The organism is Fibrella aquatilis (assembly GCF_017353255.1).
GTDB lineage: Bacteria > Bacteroidota > Bacteroidia > Cytophagales > Spirosomataceae > Fibrella > Fibrella aquatilis.
Genome location: NZ_JAFMYU010000026.1, coordinates 60,190 through 79,408, shown reverse-complemented (window position 1 = coordinate 79,408; position 19,219 = coordinate 60,190). Strand labels below are relative to the sequence as shown.

Annotated in this window: 12 protein-coding genes and 2 pseudogenes; 9 read left to right on the top strand and 5 right to left on the bottom strand. The window is 49.8% G+C overall.

Annotated features, from left to right (window positions below; translation table 11 throughout):
- Positions 1-144: 144 nt before the first annotated feature.
- The 3 genes and pseudogenes from J2I48_RS24060 to J2I48_RS28695 all read right to left on the bottom strand — a co-directional run.
- Positions 145-504 carry a hypothetical protein gene (locus J2I48_RS24060; RefSeq protein WP_207338065.1) on the bottom strand — a complete coding sequence of 120 codons (360 nt, stop codon included), beginning with the start codon at positions 502-504 and terminating at the stop codon, positions 145-147.
- A gap of 1 nt (position 505) precedes the next feature.
- A complete protein-coding gene (locus J2I48_RS24055) occupies positions 506-3,976 on the bottom strand; it encodes a DUF6443 domain-containing protein (RefSeq protein WP_207338064.1) in 3,471 nt (1,156 codons plus the stop codon).
- Between the two features lie 726 nt (positions 3,977-4,702).
- Positions 4,703-6,337: pseudogene (locus J2I48_RS28695) on the bottom strand (Ig-like domain-containing protein); the annotation flags it as partial.
- A gap of 592 nt (positions 6,338-6,929) precedes the next feature.
- On the opposite strand from J2I48_RS28695, the gene J2I48_RS24050 reads away from it, so the two are divergent.
- Positions 6,930-7,079 (top strand): hypothetical protein, encoded by a 150-nt coding sequence (locus tag J2I48_RS24050; protein WP_207338063.1) that lies wholly within the window; start codon positions 6,930-6,932, stop codon positions 7,077-7,079.
- A gap of 194 nt (positions 7,080-7,273) precedes the next feature.
- On the opposite strand, the gene J2I48_RS24045 is transcribed toward J2I48_RS24050, so the two are convergent.
- Entirely contained in the window at positions 7,274-7,861 is a 588-nt protein-coding gene (locus J2I48_RS24045; RefSeq protein WP_207338062.1) for a response regulator transcription factor, read from the bottom strand.
- A gap of 495 nt (positions 7,862-8,356) precedes the next feature.
- Here J2I48_RS24045 and J2I48_RS24040 point away from each other — a divergent pair, with 495 nt between their 5' ends.
- The 5 genes and pseudogenes from J2I48_RS24040 to J2I48_RS28580 form a co-directional block, all read left to right on the top strand.
- On the top strand, positions 8,357-10,285 hold the full coding sequence (locus J2I48_RS24040) for a T9SS type B sorting domain-containing protein (protein WP_207338061.1): 1,929 nt from the start codon (positions 8,357-8,359) through the stop codon (positions 10,283-10,285).
- 2 nt (positions 10,286-10,287) lie between these two features.
- On the top strand, positions 10,288-10,449 hold the full coding sequence (locus J2I48_RS24035; protein WP_207338073.1) for a hypothetical protein: 162 nt from the start codon (positions 10,288-10,290) through the stop codon (positions 10,447-10,449).
- Positions 10,450-10,588: 139 nt separating this feature from the next.
- The gene (locus J2I48_RS24030) at positions 10,589-10,957 is read left to right on the top strand and encodes an Imm10 family immunity protein (RefSeq protein WP_207338060.1); all 369 of its coding nucleotides are present in this window, start codon (positions 10,589-10,591) and stop codon (positions 10,955-10,957) included.
- An 85-nt stretch (positions 10,958-11,042) separates the two neighbouring features.
- Positions 11,043-11,378, top strand: coding sequence for a PD-(D/E)XK nuclease family transposase (locus J2I48_RS28585; protein WP_310587304.1), 336 nt, complete (start codon positions 11,043-11,045; stop codon positions 11,376-11,378).
- A 25-nt stretch (positions 11,379-11,403) separates the two neighbouring features.
- Positions 11,404-11,898, top strand: a pseudogene (locus tag J2I48_RS28580) (PD-(D/E)XK nuclease family transposase); the annotation flags it as partial.
- Between the two features lie 181 nt (positions 11,899-12,079).
- On the opposite strand, the gene J2I48_RS24020 reads toward J2I48_RS28580, so the two are convergent.
- Complete coding sequence (locus tag J2I48_RS24020; protein ID WP_207338059.1) at positions 12,080-12,685, bottom strand: hypothetical protein; 606 nt, start codon at positions 12,683-12,685, stop codon at positions 12,080-12,082.
- Positions 12,686-13,369: 684 nt separating this feature from the next.
- Here J2I48_RS24020 and J2I48_RS24015 point away from each other — a divergent pair.
- The 3 genes from J2I48_RS24015 (at position 13,370) to J2I48_RS24005 (ending at position 19,199) form a co-directional block, all read left to right on the top strand.
- Positions 13,370-14,452 carry an efflux RND transporter periplasmic adaptor subunit gene (locus J2I48_RS24015; protein WP_207338058.1) on the top strand — a complete coding sequence of 361 codons (1,083 nt, stop codon included), beginning with the start codon at positions 13,370-13,372 and terminating at the stop codon, positions 14,450-14,452.
- A 117-nt stretch (positions 14,453-14,569) separates the two neighbouring features.
- The gene (locus J2I48_RS24010) at positions 14,570-17,776 is read left to right on the top strand and encodes an efflux RND transporter permease subunit (protein ID WP_207338057.1); all 3,207 of its coding nucleotides are present in this window, start codon (positions 14,570-14,572) and stop codon (positions 17,774-17,776) included.
- Entirely contained in the window at positions 17,766-19,199 is a 1,434-nt protein-coding gene (locus tag J2I48_RS24005) for a TolC family protein (protein WP_207338056.1), read from the top strand. Before J2I48_RS24010 ends, J2I48_RS24005 begins: the two co-directional genes overlap by 11 nt.
- Positions 19,200-19,219: the final 20 nt, after the last annotated feature.

Here is a 19,219-nt window from a genome sequence, read left to right as displayed (position 1 = left end):
ATGTGTAGTAATTATGAATAGTACAACTTATGTCTTTTTATGGTGTAAATTATAAATTAAAAATTTTATCAAAAATGAACAAAAATAAAATATCTGTGAAGACATCTTAATTCAAGTATAACTTATTCAAAATATACAATGTAATTAATTATCTATGACAAGTGATGCTGTATCTTTTCGTGGCTTATATGAGGCAGTATCAAGAAGAACAATCTGTAGAGTGTCACCTGACCATTTATGTTGACCAATTGATTGATACCTTTCGAAACTTTTAATAATTACGAAAGAATTATTAGAAATAATTTTTCGTACTTGAATATATTCTTGTTGTGTTGCATTGGATGGTATATAACATACTGCTACATCGTTTTTAGAATTAACTCGTTTAAAACGAGTTAATTCTAAAGGTGCATTATCGAACAATTCAAAGTCAGCGGCTATATATACGGCAATTGCCAGTAGTATCAGCACTGCGATCAACAGCATTTTCTTGAAATTTTTCATTTTATTCGTTTTGATGCGTGTTGTAATATTGATAGCCTTCTTTAATGTATGATTGATCACGAGGATCATCACCATACGGAGCTAACATGGGCTTGGCATAAACTGGACCAGCGGGAGTAGACCCTACTATCTGTTGAGGACCGTATATTTGCCATTCCGCTTTTGATGTTCCACTTGACATTTGAGCTATACCAGCCTGCTTAAGCGCAAACACTTCACCAAATCCATACGCATTTGCTACCGCTCCAAAATGGTGATTTCCAATATCTTGAGCCTCCATCGATTTGCCTTCAAACAAGAACTGAGTCTTGCCATCGTTGCCAAGACCGTATATTGTCTTGTTGTTTACTTTTAAATCCCAGTCGCCCTTAGCTTGAACAAGGTTTTTGAAAGTGAAAGGACTGTAAATCCCTTCTGCAATCTTCATGTTCTGTTTCAACAAGTTTCTGTATATATAACCTATGTTAATTTTTTTACCAAGTTCACCCAAGTACATTAGCTTTCCTTTGTTGCCTTGAGCAAATACTAGATTATCTTTTTTGTTGTTACTGATTACAGTACCAACTTTGTTGACAATGATAGTGTCTCCTAATGGATCTGCATTTATGATCGGATTGCCATTTGCAGACCCATACGTAGTGTGTGATTGAGATGGCTTAGGATCAACAGACCACCAACGACTGATAGAAGGATCAAAACTTCTGTATATCGCCATGTAGGTTCCTAAATCACCTTGCTCCTCAATGCCATTATAATTGAAGCGCACAACAGGCTTAGCTGTGTTGTTTAGTGGTAGTAGACTACTCAACGTTGATAAATTCAAACCCCAAGGATCATAATGTTGCTCTTGTACCACCTGCGGAGCAAAGGCTTCCGCTGGGGTGGCTTCGGTGGTTTTTTCGCCGCACCGGCAGGCCACCCGCAAATTACCCAAATGATCTTTCAACTGGTACTCGTAGCGGTAAAATTTGTTGGTCGCCGTTACGTCGGGCTGTCCAAGTACTTTTGTGGTCGTTTCAGCCCGGCCCGGTGGCAGCACCCGCCCTTCGGCGGTGGGGATGAACTCCAGGCGGTCATTTTCATACACCATGCCGCCCACGTAGTCGTACCTACGGGCCGGGGTGGTGCCCACCGCCGGGAAAGCCGCTTTCAGCTTCTGCCCACTGGCGGCGTAGGTGTAGGTAATGTTGCCCCCCGTGCTGCGCGTAATCTGGCCCGGCAGGTTGAGGTAGTTGTAGTCAATACCCGTGATGTTTTTGGCAACGTCGCCCGTCAGGTTGCCGTTGGCATCATAGCTATACTGCGAGGCTTTGGCAAAGTCGGCAGTACCCCCGTCATCCGTAATGCGCTCCAACTGGTTCGACTGCCCGCTGTTCTTGTAGGTGTAGGCCAGGTTGTCTACCACCGTGCCCTGAAGGGTGCGTTTCAGGCTTTGGATGTTGCCGTTATCGTCATAGTTCATCAGGCCGTTATCCGCCCCTCCTAGCCGGAAGGCTTCGCCACTACCGTTGTTCAGTACACCCGATGTAAGCCGATTTAGCCTGTCATAGGTAAAGCTATAAGCGTAGGGCAGGCCAGGCAGTATGGTTGTAGTATTACCTGCGCCGTACTGGGTTTGGCCGTTGCGGTAGTTCCACTGGGTAATATTGCCCACGGCGTCGTAGGCCAGGTTCATGCCAAAGAAATCCTTGTCTGCCGCCAGGCTGGTGGGGTTGTTGATGCCCGTAAGCCAACCCCGCATCTGGTAGGTATAGTCTACTTTTTGCACGTTGCAGCCCAGGGTTTTCTGCATCAGTTCGCCAATACCGTTGTAAGTATGGCGGGCAATGGGTTCCCAATAAAACCGGGTGGCGTCGCTGGCCCCTGCTACGGCAGAGGGCTGGTTGTCGCTCACCTTCTGGCAGACGGCTTTCACCCGTCCCCCCCGTTCATAGGCCGTGCGGCTGTCTACGGTCAGGGTGGTGGTGCTGTTGGCCGTGGTCAGTTTGGTTTCCAGGGCGCGGCCAATGTAATCCAGTTTTGAGGAAGCCCGGTCTAGTTTGCCCACGCTGTTGTCGGCCACGGTCTGGATCACCCGGCCCAGGTCGTCGTAGTAGGTGGTGCTGGTCAGGTAGGTACCTGTACCCAGCACGAGCGTTTTGGTGCTGGTGAGCATTCCCTGCACACCCGCCCGGTTGGTAACGCCATAGGCGTGAGTTGTATCAAACCCTTTGGCTTCGCCCCCGTATCTATCATAAACGTTTTGGGTGAGTAGGGTGCCGCCCTCTTTGGTAGCCGTTACCCGGTCGAGGTCGTCATACTCGGTAGTGATCACGATGTTTTTGGCATCGGTGGTGGTCACCAGCCGATCACGATTGTCGTAGGTCATGGTCATCAGGCCCGCGCCGGGTACTTTTTTGCCTGTCATGCGCCCGCGGGCATCGTAGGTGTAGACAAACAGCAGGTCGTTAGCGGCGGGGTCGGCCAGGGAAGCAATGGCTCCACTGGCAAGCGGCGGTACCACCACCCGCAACCGCCCAAAGTCGTCATAGCCATAGAGCGTCTTGCGGCCCGATACGTCTTTGCAAACCACGCGGCCTTCCTTATCCTTATACTCGATGGTCTTGTTGGTGGCTTCGTCGGTAGTTTCGGTCACGTAGAGTTGGTTGGCCGAATACGTACCTACCGTCAGGGCAGTAGCCCCCACGGTTAGCTGTTTCACTTCCCCGGCTGTGTTGGTGCGGTAGGCCATGCTAACGGCTGCCGTAGCACCAGGGGCAGTCTGGGTTAAGACCCGGTTCAGCGGTGATGATTCGTAGGTAAGGCTGGTGAAGGGATTACCCGTCTTGGTGGCAATAGGGGTATAGTAGCCCGTCACGTCAGCTTCTGCTGGTGTACGGAAAGCTCCATTGGCTGCGCCAACGGCAAAAGGCAGGTATTTTTTAGGCTCCCGGCCAAAGTCATCGTACTTCATGATGGCATACACGTCGGCAGCTGCTGTGCCGCCACCGGTACCAACGCTTACCTTCTCCTGGGGCCGACCCAGCCCGTCGAAGTAGGTGATTGTCTGGGCTACACTGCCCCCACCAGCATCCATATAGACGCTTTCCTGCACAAAGTTTTTGCCCGTTGTGCCCCGGTTCGTAGCGGGAACCACCGGATTTTCGGTATCCTTCACACTGGCAAGGTCACAATCTTTACAGGTGCAGGAAGCGTCAATAACGGTAATGACCACGCTGGCCGTTGTTTCGCAACCAGTGCTGTTCTTTACCCTCACGGTGTAAGTACCTGTCATCGCCACTGTAGCAATCGGAAAATCGATTGTAGACGTAGTAACGTTAACACCGTCTGCACGAGTCCACATATACGTATAAGTCACGTTGGCAGCCGGGGCAGGTACGATGGTTGGCGTAATTACCAGTGGCTCTCCAGCATTTATTTGCCGGGCATCACCCAGCGAAACGGTGGGATAGTCGACAACGTTGACTATCACTTCATTATTTGACGTGACGGCACTATTATCATTATCTGCACTTCGCCGACATGAGGCTTTGTACTTGGCGTACTGACTAGCTGTCACGTTTATCGATTTGGTTATGACATCGCCTGCACCCACAAACACTGGCTGACTACTAGTTGTATTATACCACAAGACAGTGCCGGCGCAACAGGCCGCAGTCAGCGCGACGCTACTGTTTTTGCAGACGGTAATATTAGTCGCATTATTGGCAGATATTTTAAAATCGGTCACAGTTACGGTCACCGTAACTGTTGCCTCACCGCTTAAGCAGTTATTTTTCTCACACTTGGCAGTATAAGTTGCGTTGGCAAAAAGCTGAGACGTTGTGAATGTACTTCCAGTGGTTGTAGTGCCGTTCCAGTAGATTGTTCCATTGTCGCAACCAGTAGCCGTTATGGTGGTTGTCCCGCCAGGACATATAGATGCCGGTGACGCTGTCAGGACAGGTGAGGGGGTCTCATTGATAGTGACCGTGATAGTGGCCTTGGGGCTTTCACAGCCACTGACGGTCTGAGTGACCTTGTAGGTGAGTGTGGCAACTGTGCTGGTGGGGGGCGTGGGGGTAGTGCTTAACGAGGTACCATTGCTGTCGTACCACTTTAAGGCTGTGCCCGTAGCCCCCAAAGCTGAGGCTGTCTGGTCTTTGCAGTAGCTCACATTACTAACCCCTGGGGCAGAGGGAGTCACGTTGATGGTTACTACAGCAGGCTTCCGGTCTGACTCGCAGCTACCATCTACACTGGCTACATAATAGGTTGTTGTGGCGGTTACGTAGAGCTTGTAAGGCGTACCTTGGTATAGCGAACTGCCACCTGTAGAAGCTGCGTACCAGCGATAGCCGCCTGGTCCTCCTGTAGCTGACAGTATCACATCACCTGCATCGCAACGCGTATCCCCTAGAGGGATAGGTAAGTCAGGAGTAGTAACAGAGACCGATATCTTAGCCCTTGGCCCTTCGCAGGCACCCACCGTCTGGCTTACCCAGCGTTCAATGGCCGAGGATGTAACATTGGCTGTAGAGATTGAGGCATTGGCCGCGTCGGCTGTGCCATTTGTTGCCACGGTATACCAGTTGAGGCTGCTATTCGCATCGCCTGTTGCGCTAAGTGTCTGGACCTTGTTGACACCGCTATTCTTGCAAAAGGTCTGTGTCGCTGTAACACCTGGTGCAGCAGGGCCACTTGCTGCCTTTACTTCGCTAGACTCTTGGTCGGACTCACAATTAGAACTGCTATTTCTAGCTTTTACAGTGTGTACCCCTAAACTAGTGTTGATGGTACTCCCGGTCAGTGTAGCAAAGCTTCCTGCATCAATTTTGTATTCAAGGCTAGAATCGAAATTGTCAATTGTAATGCTGCCTGATGTGCCTCCGCAAGAAGGACCAATAGGGGTTAGCTTAGGTTTAGCGGGCTTACTAATAACGGAGACTGATATCTTAGCCCTTGGCCCTTCGCAGGCACCCACCGTCTGGCTTACCCAGCGTTCAATGGCCGAGGATGTAACATTGGCTGTAGAGATTGAGGCATTGGCCGCGTCGGCTGTGCCATTTGTTGCCACGGTATACCAGTTGAGGCTGCTATTCGCATCGCCTGTTGCGCTAAGTGTCTGGGCGTTATTTGAGCCACTGTATTGACAGACTACCTGATTTGAAATGACACCTGGAGTACCGGGTACAGGAGAAGCATTGACATTCTTGCCTGCGCTCTCTGTGGAGGTACCACAACTGTTGTTGGCCTTGACCGTGTAAGTAGCCTTAGCCAGACTGCTCCAGGAGGCGCTGCTGCCTGCTACAGCATTGCCATAGGCATTGCCGTCCTTGTAAAGTTGGTAGGTGTAGGCGTTGTTAGCCGACTGCACACTAATACTACCCGTACTGTTGCTACAGTCAGGCTGAGTAGGATCGTCGAGCGTGGGTTTATCAGGGGCGGCGTTATCTGAGCTTACTGTAGCGTAATCGCTCACATCTGCTTTGTTTGGACAATCTGCCGAATTGCATTCTACATAGTATTTACCTGGATAAGTTACCGTGAGAGTTGTACTGGTTTCACCCAATAGTTTTGTAATGCCCCTATACCATTTTATATCACTTGCACAATTAGTCACTGTAAGAATGACAGAACTTGGTGCTAATCTGGCACGAGAGTCTACCGCAGGGCAAGCTATCGTATAGTCTGAGGGAGATATCGTTATATAATTTTCAATATTACAGTCTGTTATTATAGCTGCGCCATTATCATTCTTAAGTGTCGCAAGGTTTCTTAAATCGTAATTCACTCTTCGTACACATGAATAATCATTAGCCGCTCTGATATAGTAGCGTCCACTTTTAGGCATTGAGGTGAAGGCGTTGCTTTGGCTATATGTTATGCTATCTGTACTAAATTCATAAGTGGCACTTTTGTCCTTGATACTAACAGAAAAAGAGATCAATGACCCATTGACCGACTTAATCAACATAGATAGAGGTGATTTTAGCAGCAAACATACTGCATTAGACCCTTGGCCTACCCTTGCTGCTGATAAGTTGGTCGCATCAAGCTCATTAAGATTAATTGTGATAGCCTGTTTCTTTTCAAATGTGCCAGTGCTTGTACTGTTCTCAATGCCGCGTAACAGTGTGAAAGTAGATTGGGCTACAGACCTCGATAAATAGCCTTTCAGATTATATACTATAGCACCACTATTGCTTTGGGTGAATTTGTTACTAATATAATCAGTGTAATCGCCCCCTGTTTGTACAAAGCCCTCAGGCATTAAGACCTTAAGACTGAAGCCTTTCTGCTCCTCGAAAAAGAACATACTTGCTGAGCCAATAGGCAGCAGTTCGGCCACTATGGTGATTTCGAACTCCTCGCCAACCGCTACCGTATTCTTAGACGCACGCATGGTAAACCGGATGGGGTCTGGCCCCAGCGTTTTGGGCTTTGTGAGCACAACCTTACGGATCGGCGTAATGGGTTCTATTCCTGCCGGAGACAGCACTGGTCCTTCGGGCAGCCTGGCTTTTGGCAATGCCGTTTTCCGGGGTGTGGGTTTCGTTGGCTCGTCGCCTTCGTTGCCCGCCCATGCAGGCTGATGCATAAACAACACCAACAAAAACCAAAGGAGCGTGTAGAGTCGTAACATAAGAAGGGCGGTAAACCAGTCTATCAGTACCAGATCGACCAGCTACACAGCCAATTGGCCTGTGGTCTCTCTGCTTACAAATAGACTGGCTAACCGCCCGTCAATCAATCACGGCATGCCGCTATATTGGGTAGTGGTGATCCCCTATTTTGTGGCCGAAGCGGCTACGGCAGCGTAACGCACTAAACTCAGCCGCCCCGATAAAGCCAGTTTCTTCTGGATATTGGCCCGGTGATTCTCGGCCGTATGAATACTGATAAACAGCTTATCGGCTATTTTATTCATCGACAACCCCTGCCTGATCAGGTCAAAAACTTCGAGTTCCCGTCGGCTTAGCTTGCTTAGCTGAGCGGCGGTGGTGTCGGTGCTTTCCGGTCGGCCAATGGTTCGTAATAATTGCCCCGATATGTATTGCCTGCCCAGTTCTACCTGGTGAATACAGGTCAGCAGTTCATCGGCATCCGATTGGCTGCACAAGACACCACGTACGGTTTTGGGAAGGTCTGCACCAGGCGAGAACCCGCTGCTACAGTCAACAAGCCAGATAAGATCGGTCTGTGCTGCAGTCGGCCAGGATTGCATCACGTCGTCGGTGATTACCGTAAGCCGGTCGGTGGTTGGTTGGATAGCGTAATTAAACTGCCTCGGTTCGGCAGTCTGGTAACCTTGTTTGTCAAGGTAATACCCTATCAGCGATTGCTGAAAGGCGTCACGTAGCGCAATGAGGATCATGAACGTGCTGGTTAGTCGATAGGCAAATGGTCGTTAAGGTGAAAATTCATTCATGGGATTGGTAAAGACCTGATACTACACTTGAACGGGGAAGCGGCTAATAATCAGCAGATAAACGCCTATTCTGGTAATAGCTAGGCTGCTAAGTAAAATCAATCAAATTTGTTACCGATTACGTGATTGCTGCAACAGGTTATTGCTGCTCTTATTAGACAATTGGTCAAAGTAAAGATACTTAAAACTGTAAGTCAACAAATCGGTGTTCTTTCTAGATACACCAGTGATTAGACGAGAGAACGGTTTCATATATACGTTTGATAATCAGTGTGTTAATAGATTTTATGAAGAACGCCTCAGTCAAAATTAATGGTCAACCACTAGTCTAATTAGTGGTAGTCCCTTGAGCTGTTACCATAACGCGCTGCTTTTCTTTGCTAACGGATACCCTTATAGGTGCTATCCGTCTTATTGCTCAGCTTGTCTACTTAATGTATTATGGTCCGTGCCCTACAGTTTGTACGTATAGTGACTCTACTCGGCATACTCAATTCTGGAATAATGTTGACAGCCAGAGCCAGCCACATTTTTGGTGGATGCATTGGCCTGCGTCCAGTCACTGGGTCGGCTAACTACCAGCTCTATTTAAACCTATACGCCGATTTGGAGAACATGTCAGCGCAGGATTTAGATGATATACGTTCCAACCCAAACTATATCAAGCTATTCCGCAAGCGCGACAACAAGGAGGTATATGTGGCTACACTCACCACCAACACCATACGCGATCTGATTTATGACAATCAGGCATGTGCTAAAAAACTACGCTTCCGGACTCGTGAGTACCGATTCGTCCTTAACCTTCAACTCCGCGAAGCCGATTATGCCGATGCGGGAGGGTATTATATGGTCTGGGATCGTTGCTGTCGGAACGGGGCCGTCTCTAACCTATCTGATCCCAGAAATGCCAATATTCTCCTCTACTCAGAGTTCCCGGCGTTATTCCAAAACGGCCGGCCCATCACGTATTCAAGTCCTGAATTTTCAACGCTCAATGGCGATTATGTTTGTCTGAACCGGACGTTTACTTTCGATTTCTCGGCCGCTGATGCCGATGGTGATGAGCTTCGCTATAGCCTGGTAACACCCTATGAAGGCATATCTACGCTGGCTTTTCCCTACGAAATACCAGAGGCTGGGCCGTACCCGCTTGCCAACTGGGCACCTGGCTATTCATTAGCGTCTATCATTCCGGGACCGGTTCCACTTCGTATTGATGCTCGAACCGGGCAACTCACAGTACGGGCCAGTCAGCTTGGCGTTTTCGTGTTTGTAGTGCAGGTAGATGAATACCGCAAGGGTCAAAAAATTGGTTCGGTTCGCCATGAGTTTCAACTGCCTGTTATCGACTGTCCAAAACAAGCAATAAGTCCGGCCGTGATCACCTACCTGGGGCAACCGGTAGAACAACTAACCATTTGCCCTGGCCAAACTATCACCTTAGAGACGCTCAATGATCCTAGCTGGGCGTTTCAATGGCAACAAGATGGCGACAATGCCAAAGGGGCAACAGCCAGCAAATTGGTGGTAGATAAGCCAGGGCAATATGTTGTTGTGAAGAGCTTAGCTACGCAATGTGCGGGCGACACTGCCTCAAAACCTGTGGCCATAACCATTATGCCTGCCAACACCAGACTATCGATAACGGCACAGGCAAAAGGCTTCTGTGCAGGTGATTCCGTTTTGCTTACTGCCCCAGTCGCCAATTCAATTGCCTACGAATGGTACCGAAATGGCGAATTGACCGCTACTGGGCCTAAGCTTACAGCCCGTCAATCGGGGATATATAAGCTGAAGGGAAAAGTTGGCACCAGCACCTGTGGTCTACTATCAGACAGTGTCAGTGTAGACAAATGGCCTTTACCCGTTTTGCCGTTGCTGGGTCAAAGTATGATTTGTCCAAAAGATTCGATGCGCATAACCACTACAGAAAATGCCGACTGGCGTTATCAGTGGATGCACAACGGGAAAATTGTGGGTACAAAATGGTCTCTGATGCTTCGTGACACGGGCAGTTATTACGTCAATGTTTTTTCGGAACATAACTGCCTCACCCGCTCTAGTATGCAGGTGGTTAGCTATAATATTGACTGCCCGACAGATCGATTATTTATACCCAACGCGTTCTCGCCCAACCATGACGGCCTCAACGACCGATGGGAGATTATTAATATTAATCGTTCGCCCGGTTGCGAGGTATATGTCTATAACCGCTGGGGTGAACTGGTTTTTCAGTCAACTGGATATGACTCGCCCTGGGATGGCACGTACAGAGGCGAAGTCGTTGCCGCAAACGTCTACAGCTACGTGATTGTGCAACCCAGTTTACCTCACCGCTACAGCGGAACGCTAACTGTGCTCAAATAAATTTGGTCCATTTCGTCGACAACGGCATCGACCCCACGGGCCTCGGCGAACCAGCCCTCCCCCCCACCGGTGCCGCCGTGGGCAACGCCCTCTTCAAAGCCACCGGCAAGCGCATCCGCAGCCAGCCGTTTGTGGAAGACCCAGCGTTTAAAGGGGAAGTTTAACGTTTAGCGTTAGCTAGCTCGAGTGTGTGCCTTGACGTTTTTTGTCATCTCCTCTAATTTGTATGGATGACAAAAAACGTCAAGGCACACATTTGAATTAATCGCATTTCCTGCTAGCAATCTACTGATTATCAGACATATGAACGTAAAATTTCAAGCAAATACAGTATCTACTGTTGAAGAGAATGAGGTTCTTACAGTGGGATTTGTTGATAACGAACAGCAACCGGCTGAGCAATTTATGCTTCAAAGTTCTCACTTCGAAAAGTCAGATCAGCCAATTTATTGTGAACGAAACGACCAAATCCAAGGATGCTATGATGGTGTTGAACAGGTTGTGATAGAGCGAACTCGCATTCATATCTGGTTGAATAAGGCAGGTACACAAAATTTAGAATGCGCTGAATTAGAAATCTATTTTGATATTGATGATACCCGTTTCGGCCAATTGGTACTCACGCTACAGCAGATACTTGCTAAGTCAAGCCTTGTAATAAATTCCAGATAGTCCAGTTTTTTTGTGCGCACACGAGTACCATTAGTGGCTCCACTGACAGGCCAGCCAACTAAGTAATTTGACTTAGTTTTGCTATATGGAAACTGGCACAGGTATATACATCCCGATTATTTCTGATTATGGCTTCAAGGCTACATTTGGCAAAGAAACTGATACACTCTTTCTACGTACAGCCCTACAAGCCCTTATTAAGTCAGACGTGCCTATCAAAGAGGTAACGTTCGACAAGAACGCCTTTGAAGCACTGACCATCGATAGCCGTTCTGGTATATTTGACCTTTCCTGCACCGACGAGAAGGGTAGCCAATTTATCGTTGAAATGCAGATAGGCTATGCGCCACACTTCATTCAACGAATGAACCGCGGCGGCGGACCGCTTTTACGCACTTCACAAGTTCAATACACTAGTTGAACGAGGTGAGTTTGACTACGCTGGCCTACCAAAGATTTACGCTATTGCTTTTCTGGAGAAGAATATTCTTGCCACAACTCATTTCCATACAGTGGCCAACTTACGAAGCGAGGCCGGTGAAATCATTGATAGCCAGATGTCGTTCATCACAGTAGAGTTAGCTAAATTCAATAAGTCGGTAGCGCAGATACAAACCGACTTAGACAAACTGGTCTACACTATGAAAACGCTGCATACCACTGACCCCACACAGTACCCCGCCTTTTGGGACGAGGAATGGCTGCGCCGCGCCATCGATGAATTGGATACCCGCAAGATGACACCTGAGGAACGCGCCTACTTTGCTCGTGTCACCGCAACAAATGCCGAAGCAGCCAATGCAGAGAAGCAACGGATTCTAGCTGTGAAAACTGATACCATTAAGGAAGCACTAGCAATGGAACTTACAGTGGCTCAAGCGGCCAGGTTAGCCAATGTGACAGAAGAGTTTGTTCTCGATGTTCAGCGCAAAATAGCTTAGGGCAACTGACGCTATCGTTTCCAGCCGCTATAACCTAATCTCCCCTGTAGGTAACGCCCTCTTCAAAGCCACCGGCAAGCGCATCCGCAGCCAGCCGTTTGTGGATGACCCAGCGTTTAAAAGCGTGCCGTAACGGTATTGGTGGCCGATTTGCTTAGCAGATCGGCCACCAGTCCGCTAATTAAGGTCTTTTGACGTCCGTTATGTCGCCGGATTTGAATTTTTCCAGCAGCTCGGCTTTGCTGTAGCCATCCTCTTCCTGGCTGTAATTTTTATCCTCGTCAATCTTATACAGCTTGTAGCTCTTGGCAATCTCGTATTGGTTGGGAAACACATAGACCGAGTCGCGGGTGACGCGGGCTACTTTCAGGATAGAATAGGTGCCGCCCGCCAGTTTGTACTCATACTTGTCGCCCACCATGGGCGAGGCCATCAGGGCGGGCTTTTCCTTTTCGTGCTGACTACCGCTGATACTGCTGAAGACAATGATAAGGCCCATGAGGCCCAGCCCGGCAAACGTCCATTTAGGGGTGTTACTGTCTGACTGAATAGCCAAAGCAGCCGTTTTGAGCCGTTCGGGCATTTCGTCTTTGGCCAGTGTTTTTTTGCAATGCTCGCACTCGGCAACGGTCACTTTTCCAATGGGAAAGAACGGTATCCAGAAAACGTGGGCATAGCGGGCAAACACGCTGGCCAAAAACGTGCGGTTATCGCCACAGGCAGGGCAAGTGGCAAAAGGAATTTGCGCCGACGTGACGTGCGTGGCGCGCGAACCGTAAATAATCATGACTCGGTAAAAGGGTTTGATGAATGGTACAAGCTAACAGGCCGACAGGCACCTTAACGCTAAGCTTACCGTCGGAATGGCAATCTGGGTAAGATCTTTCAGAAAAAAAAGGTAGCCTTATTTTCCATATCGTGTGGCAGTTTGTCCCATCGGGACATCACAGCGCAGCGTCGGTAGCTACAGTGTAGGGTTTGCCTATCTCAGCGTGCCGTAGGTACGCTACAACCAGCTAGTTGGTCGCGTACCTACGGCACGCAGGACCGATTCAGGGCCGATTTTCTACCGACGCTACGCTATTAAATCCCTACGGGATAAGCAGTTAGACAAGCTTAAAGTGCGTCTCTTACCGCCTGTGCTCTTGATTAAACGACGGACTCATCAACCGGCACTAGGTAATGATTTGTCAACTCACCCTAACCTCTTTCTTTTGCCGCCGCCCATTCGGCAAATCACATATACACCCATGCATTGACACGGCGCTGATAACTATTCACCCATAGTGCCATTAGTACATTAAATAGTATTATTCCGACCACAACCCCGTTTTCTAGCCATAACAGCAGGGGTTGGCTATCACTTTTTTACTAGTTTTTAATGTCTCTCTCATACCGTTATAATCTCACGGGTGGTGCTTTGTCTTGCTCTATTCACACGCCTGGCTAGACAAGACATTCAACAAGAGATATGAAACGAATACCCCTGTTCCTCAGCCTGTGCACCGTGTTGTGGGCCACAAGCTGCGCGAAAAAAGAATCAGCCAAAGAAGAAGTAACCGAATTTCTGGTAACCAGCCCACTGAAAAAAGATACGACCGTAGCCAAAGACTATGTGTGTCAGATTCACGCCATTCAGCATATCGAGATGCGGGCGCTGGAAAAAGGCTACCTCCAGAAAATCTACGTAGACGAAGGTCAGTCAGTGCGGCAGGGACAACCCATGTTTCAGATTATGCCCCTGATCTACAACGCCGAACTGCAAAAATCGCAGGCAGAGGCCAACTACGTGGGCATTGAATACAAGAACACCAAGCAACTGGCCGACAGCAATATCGTGTCCAAGAATGAGCTGGCGCTGGCCAAAGCCAAGTTCGATAAAGCCAAAGCCGACGTGTCGCTGGCACAGACGCACCTGAAGTTTACCTCGATCAGTGCGCCGTTCAGCGGCATCATGGACCATTTTCAGGTGCGGCTGGGTAGCCTCGTCAATGAGGGCGACCTGCTAACAACGCTGTCGGACAACAGCAAGATGTGGGTGTATTTCAACGTGCCGGAAGCCGAATACCTCAATTTCAAGACCCACACCCAGAAAGACAACATGACGCACGTGAGCCTGGTGATGGCCAACAACGAGCTGTTCAAGCATCCCGGTCTGGTGCAGACAATTGAGGCCGATTTTAACAACGAGACGGGCAACATTGCTTTCCGGGCCACCTTCCCCAACCCCGAAGGGCTATTGCGCCACGGCGAAACGGGTAACGTGCGCATGACCGTGCCACTGAAAAATGCGCTCATTATTCCGCAGAAAGCGACGTTTGAAGTGCTGGAAAAAAAGTACGTCTACGTAGTCGATAAAAACAACGTAATCCGGTCGCGGGAAATCACGATTGCCGCCGAATTGCCACACATTTTCGCCATTAAAAGTGGACTGAATAAAGACGACAGAATTTTGCTGGAAGGCCTGCGTCAGGTAAAAGAAAATGAAAAAATACATCCCAAGTTTGAAAATCCTGAAGCGGTTATTTCTCATCTGAGTTTGTATGCTGAGTAAAAAATAATATACAATGTATAATGCACAATCGGTCCGCCGATGCGGTACAATGAGCTTTTGCTTCGGATTAGTGTTTTCCAAGTCATTGTACATTGTTCATTAATTAACAAAAACGTTATGTTCTCAAAATTCATACGCAGGCCGGTATTCGCGATTGTGATATCGGTCATGATTGTCTTTATCGGTATACTGGCTATTAAGAAATTACCTATTTCGCAATTCCCGGATATTGCCCCCACCACGGTAAACATCTTTATTGCTTATCCCGGATCAAGCGCCGACGTACTGGTGAAGTCCACGCTGATTACGCTTGAACAGGCCATCAACGGGGTGCAGGATATGCGCTATATCGCCACCGACGCCACCTCTGCCGGTGAGGCCACCCTGCGGATCATTTTTGAACCCGGCACTGACCCCAACGACGCCGTAATCCGGGTGAAAACGCGGGTTGACCAGGTGATGCCCCTGCTGCCCGAACTGGTTCAGCGTGAGGGGGTTATTATCACGCCCATTCAGCCTAGTATGCTGATGTACGTCAACCTCTATTCCAAAGAAAAAAGCATCGACGAAAAATTCCTGTTCAACTACGCCACCGTGAAAATGATCCCCGAAATCCAGCGGACGCGGGGTATTGCCCGGGCGCAGATATTGGGTAGTCGGCGGTATGCCATGCGCGTTTGGCTCAACCCCGAACGGATGCGGGCCTACAGCATTTCGACAGAAGAGGTGATGAAGGCCATTGGTGAGCAAAGCATCATTGGTCGGCCCGGACGGATTGGGCAAAGCTCGGGTATTGCGGCGCAGTCGCTGGAATACGTGCTCACCTACAAAGGCCGGTACAACAAGCCGGAAGAGTACGAGAGCATCATTGTCCGGGCCAATGCGCAGGGCGAAAGCATCCACCTGCGCGACATTGCCCGCGTTGAACTGGGCAGCGAATTTTTCGACATCTACTCTAACCTCGACGGTCACGCCTCGGCGGCTATTGTGCTGCGGCAAAACTACGGCAGCAACGCCAGCGACGTGATTGCGGAAGTAAAGCAGAAGCTGGAGGTGATGAAAGCCTCGTTTCCACCGGGGGTAGACTATAAAATCAGCTACGACGTGTCGCAGTTTCTCGACGCGTCTATCGAGCAGGTAATCGACACCCTGCGCGACGCCTTCATCCTGGTGGCCCTGGTAGTATTTATCTTCCTGGGCGACTGGCGGTCTACACTGATCCCGATTCTGGCCGTGCCGGTATCGCTGATCGGGGCCTTTTTCGTGATCCAGGCGTTTGGGCTGTCCATCAACCTCATCACGCTCTTTGCCCTGGTGCTCGCCATCGGTATTGTGGTCGACGATGCCATTGTGGTGGTCGAGGCCGTGCACGCCAAGATGGAAGAAAAACCGTACATGACGCCCTTTGGCGCGGTTCGGGAAGTGCTTGGCGAAATCAGCGGGGCCATTATTGCCATTACGCTGGTGATGGTGTCGGTGTTCCTGCCCATCTCGTTCATGTCGGGTCCGGTGGGTACGTTCTACCGGCAGTTTTCTATCACCATGGCCAGTTCCATCGTGATTTCGGCCCTGATTGCCCTCACGCTGACGCCCGTGCTGTGCGCCATGCTGCTGAAAAATCACCACGGTCACGCTCGCAAAAAGAACATCCTGGCCAGAGGCATCGACAAGTTCAACCAGGGTTTCGACAAGATGACAGGCTGGTATGTGGGCCTGTTGCGGCTAATCGTGAACCGGCGCGTAGTCACGTTTGGCGTTCTGCTGGCGTTCTGCGCGGGTATCGTGCTGGTGAACAAAATCCTGCCCGCAGGCTTCATCCCGAACGAAGACCAGAGCACGATTTACGCCATTATCCAGACACCGCCAGGGTCTACGCTGGAAAAAACCAACGAGGTGTCGCGGCGGCTCCAGAAGATCTGCGAGGGCGTTCCGGGTATCGAATCTATCTCATCCTTAGCCGGTTACGAGATCATGACCGAAGGCCGGGGTTCCAACGCCGGCACGTGCCTGATCAACCTGAAACCCTGGTCAGACCGTGACAAGAATGTGAAGGAGATCATGGAAGAGCTGGAGGAGAAGTCGAAGGGGCTGGGTGCCACCGTCGAGTTCTTCGAGCCACCCGCCATTCCTGGTTTCGGTACGTCTGGGGGCTTTTCGATGCGTCTGCTGGACAAAACCACCGACACCGATTACCGCGAGTTCGACAAGATCAACAAGCAGTTTATGGACGACCTGGGCAAGCGCAAAGAGCTTACCGGCCTGTTTACCTTCTTTGCTGCCAACTACCCGCAGTACGAACTGGAGATTGATAATAACCTGGCCATGCAAAAAGGCGTGTCTATCGGCAAGGCGATGGACAACCTGAACATCCTCATTGGCAGTACCTACGAACAGGGCTTTATCAAATACAACCAGTTCTTTAAAGTGTATGTGCAGTCGGACCCCAGTTTCCGGCGGTTGCCTTCTGATTTGCTGAAGCTGTTTGTGAAAAACGACGCCGGCGAAATGGTACCCTACTCGTCGTTTATGACCCTGAAAAAAGGGCAGGGACCCAATGAAATTACGCGGTTCAACCTCTACAACTCCGCAGCTATTCAGGGGCTTCCGGCCAAAGGCTACACCACCGCCGACGCTATTCAGGCCATTCGGGAGGTGTCGGCCAAGACGTTACCCAAGGGCTACGACATTGCCTTCGAGGGGCTTTCGTATGACGAATCGATCCGGGGCAACGAGTCGCTGTATGTGTTCCTGATCGTGCTGGCCTTTGTGTATATGGTGCTGGCCGCGCAGTACGAGAGCTTCATTATTCCGTTGGCGGTCGTGTTTTCGTTGCCGGTGGGGGTATTTGGTTCGTTCCTGCTGCTGAAGCTTATGGGGCTGGAAAACAACATCTACGCCCAAATCGGCCTGATCATGCTGGTGGGTCTGCTGGGTAAAAACGCCGTACTGATTGTGGAGTTTGCGGTGCAGAAGCGGCAGCAGGGAGCCACCATTATAGATGCCGCCATTGAAGGGGCCAAAGTCCGTTTCCGGCCTATCCTGATGACCTCGTTTGCCTTCGTGGCCGGTCTTATTCCATTGATTAGCGCCACGGGGGCTGGGGCCATTGGCAACCGAACCATCGGCGCATCGGCCATGGGGGGTATGCTGTTCGGTACGTTTTTCGGGGTCATCATCATCCCCGGTCTGTACGTCATATTCGGCTCACTAGCCGACGGCCGAAAAATGATCCAGGACGAAGAAAGTGATTCCCTGACCGAGAATCTGGCTCATCAGTTAGACACGTTTCCACAACCAGAAGAAGTTGACATTCATGAACAGTAAACAAGTGGGTAGCTGGACCGGGTCCACGCTCATAGCCCTGTCCTTTGCCGCCTGCACCGTGCCCCGGCTGGTGCAGAAAACAGAGAATAAGTCAGTGCCAGCCAGTTTTTATGCCGTGCAGGATTCGACTAATACGGGCAAATTAACCTGGCGGCAGTACTTTACAGACCCCAACCTAACGGCCCTGATCGACACGGCCCTGTATAATAATCAGGACCTGAACATCACGTTGCAGGACATTCAGGTAGCCAACAACGAAGTGCTGGCCCGGAGTGGTGCCTACAAGCCCTTCGTTACGCTGGGCGGAGCCGCCGGTATTGATAAAGTGTCACGCTACACGAGTCAGGGAGCCGCCGATGCCGCCACCGAAATACGCCCCGGCGTGGCTACGCCCGACATTCTGCCGAACCTGTCGTTTGGCCCCACCGTGAGTTGGGAGATAGACATCTGGCGCAAGCTGCGGAACGCTAAAAAATCGGCCATTTACACTTACCTGGCTTCGGTAGAAGGAAAAAATTTCCAGGTAACGAATCTGGTAGCTGATATTGCCAATAATTATTATTCATTAATGGCTTATGATAATCAATTGACTATTATTAAGAATAACATTGTGATTCTTAATAATGCATTATCGATTACGAAGCAGGAAAAAGAAGCCGCTAAGGTGACCGAACTGGCCGTGCGCCGGTTTGAGGCCGAAGTATTTAAAACGCAAAGTCTTCAATTCGAAATTCAGCAACAGATTATAGAAACCGAAAACCGAATTAATTTTCTGGTGGGCCGTTATCCGCAACATGTTCAGCGAAATTCGGCGCGTTTCAGTGAGTTGATTCCGGCTAAAATCAATCCGGGTCTGCCAACGCAATTATTGGCCAACCGGCCCGATATTAAACAGGCTGAGTTAGCGCTACAAGCCGCTAAACTGGACGTGACCGTGGCCAAGGCTAACTTTTATCCGTCGCTCACAGTATCGGCGTTTTTGGGTTTCATAGCCTACAACCCGCTCTATCTGGTGTCTGCCCCCGAATCGCTGGCGGCGTCGTTGCTGGGTGGGTTAGCAGGTCCGGTCATTAACAAAAACGCCATTACGGCCACCTACAAAAGCGCCAATTCCCGGCAGATTCAGGCCGTTTATGCCTACGAACGAACGGTGCTGAACGCCTATATCGAAGTGCTTAACCAGCTGTCGAACATGGATAACCTGGGCCAGAAGTATGTTCAGAAGAACAATCAGGTGCAGGCGCTTACCCAGTCGACGGGTATATCGCTTAAGTTATTTACCTCTGCTAGAGCCGATTACATGGAAGTACTACTCACGCAACGCGACGTGCTGGAAGCCCGGATGGAGCTGATCGACACCCGGATGCAGCAGTTCCACGCCCAGGTCGATACCTACCGCGCACTAGGCGGCGGCTGGCAATGAGAAGGCCATTGGTCATTAGC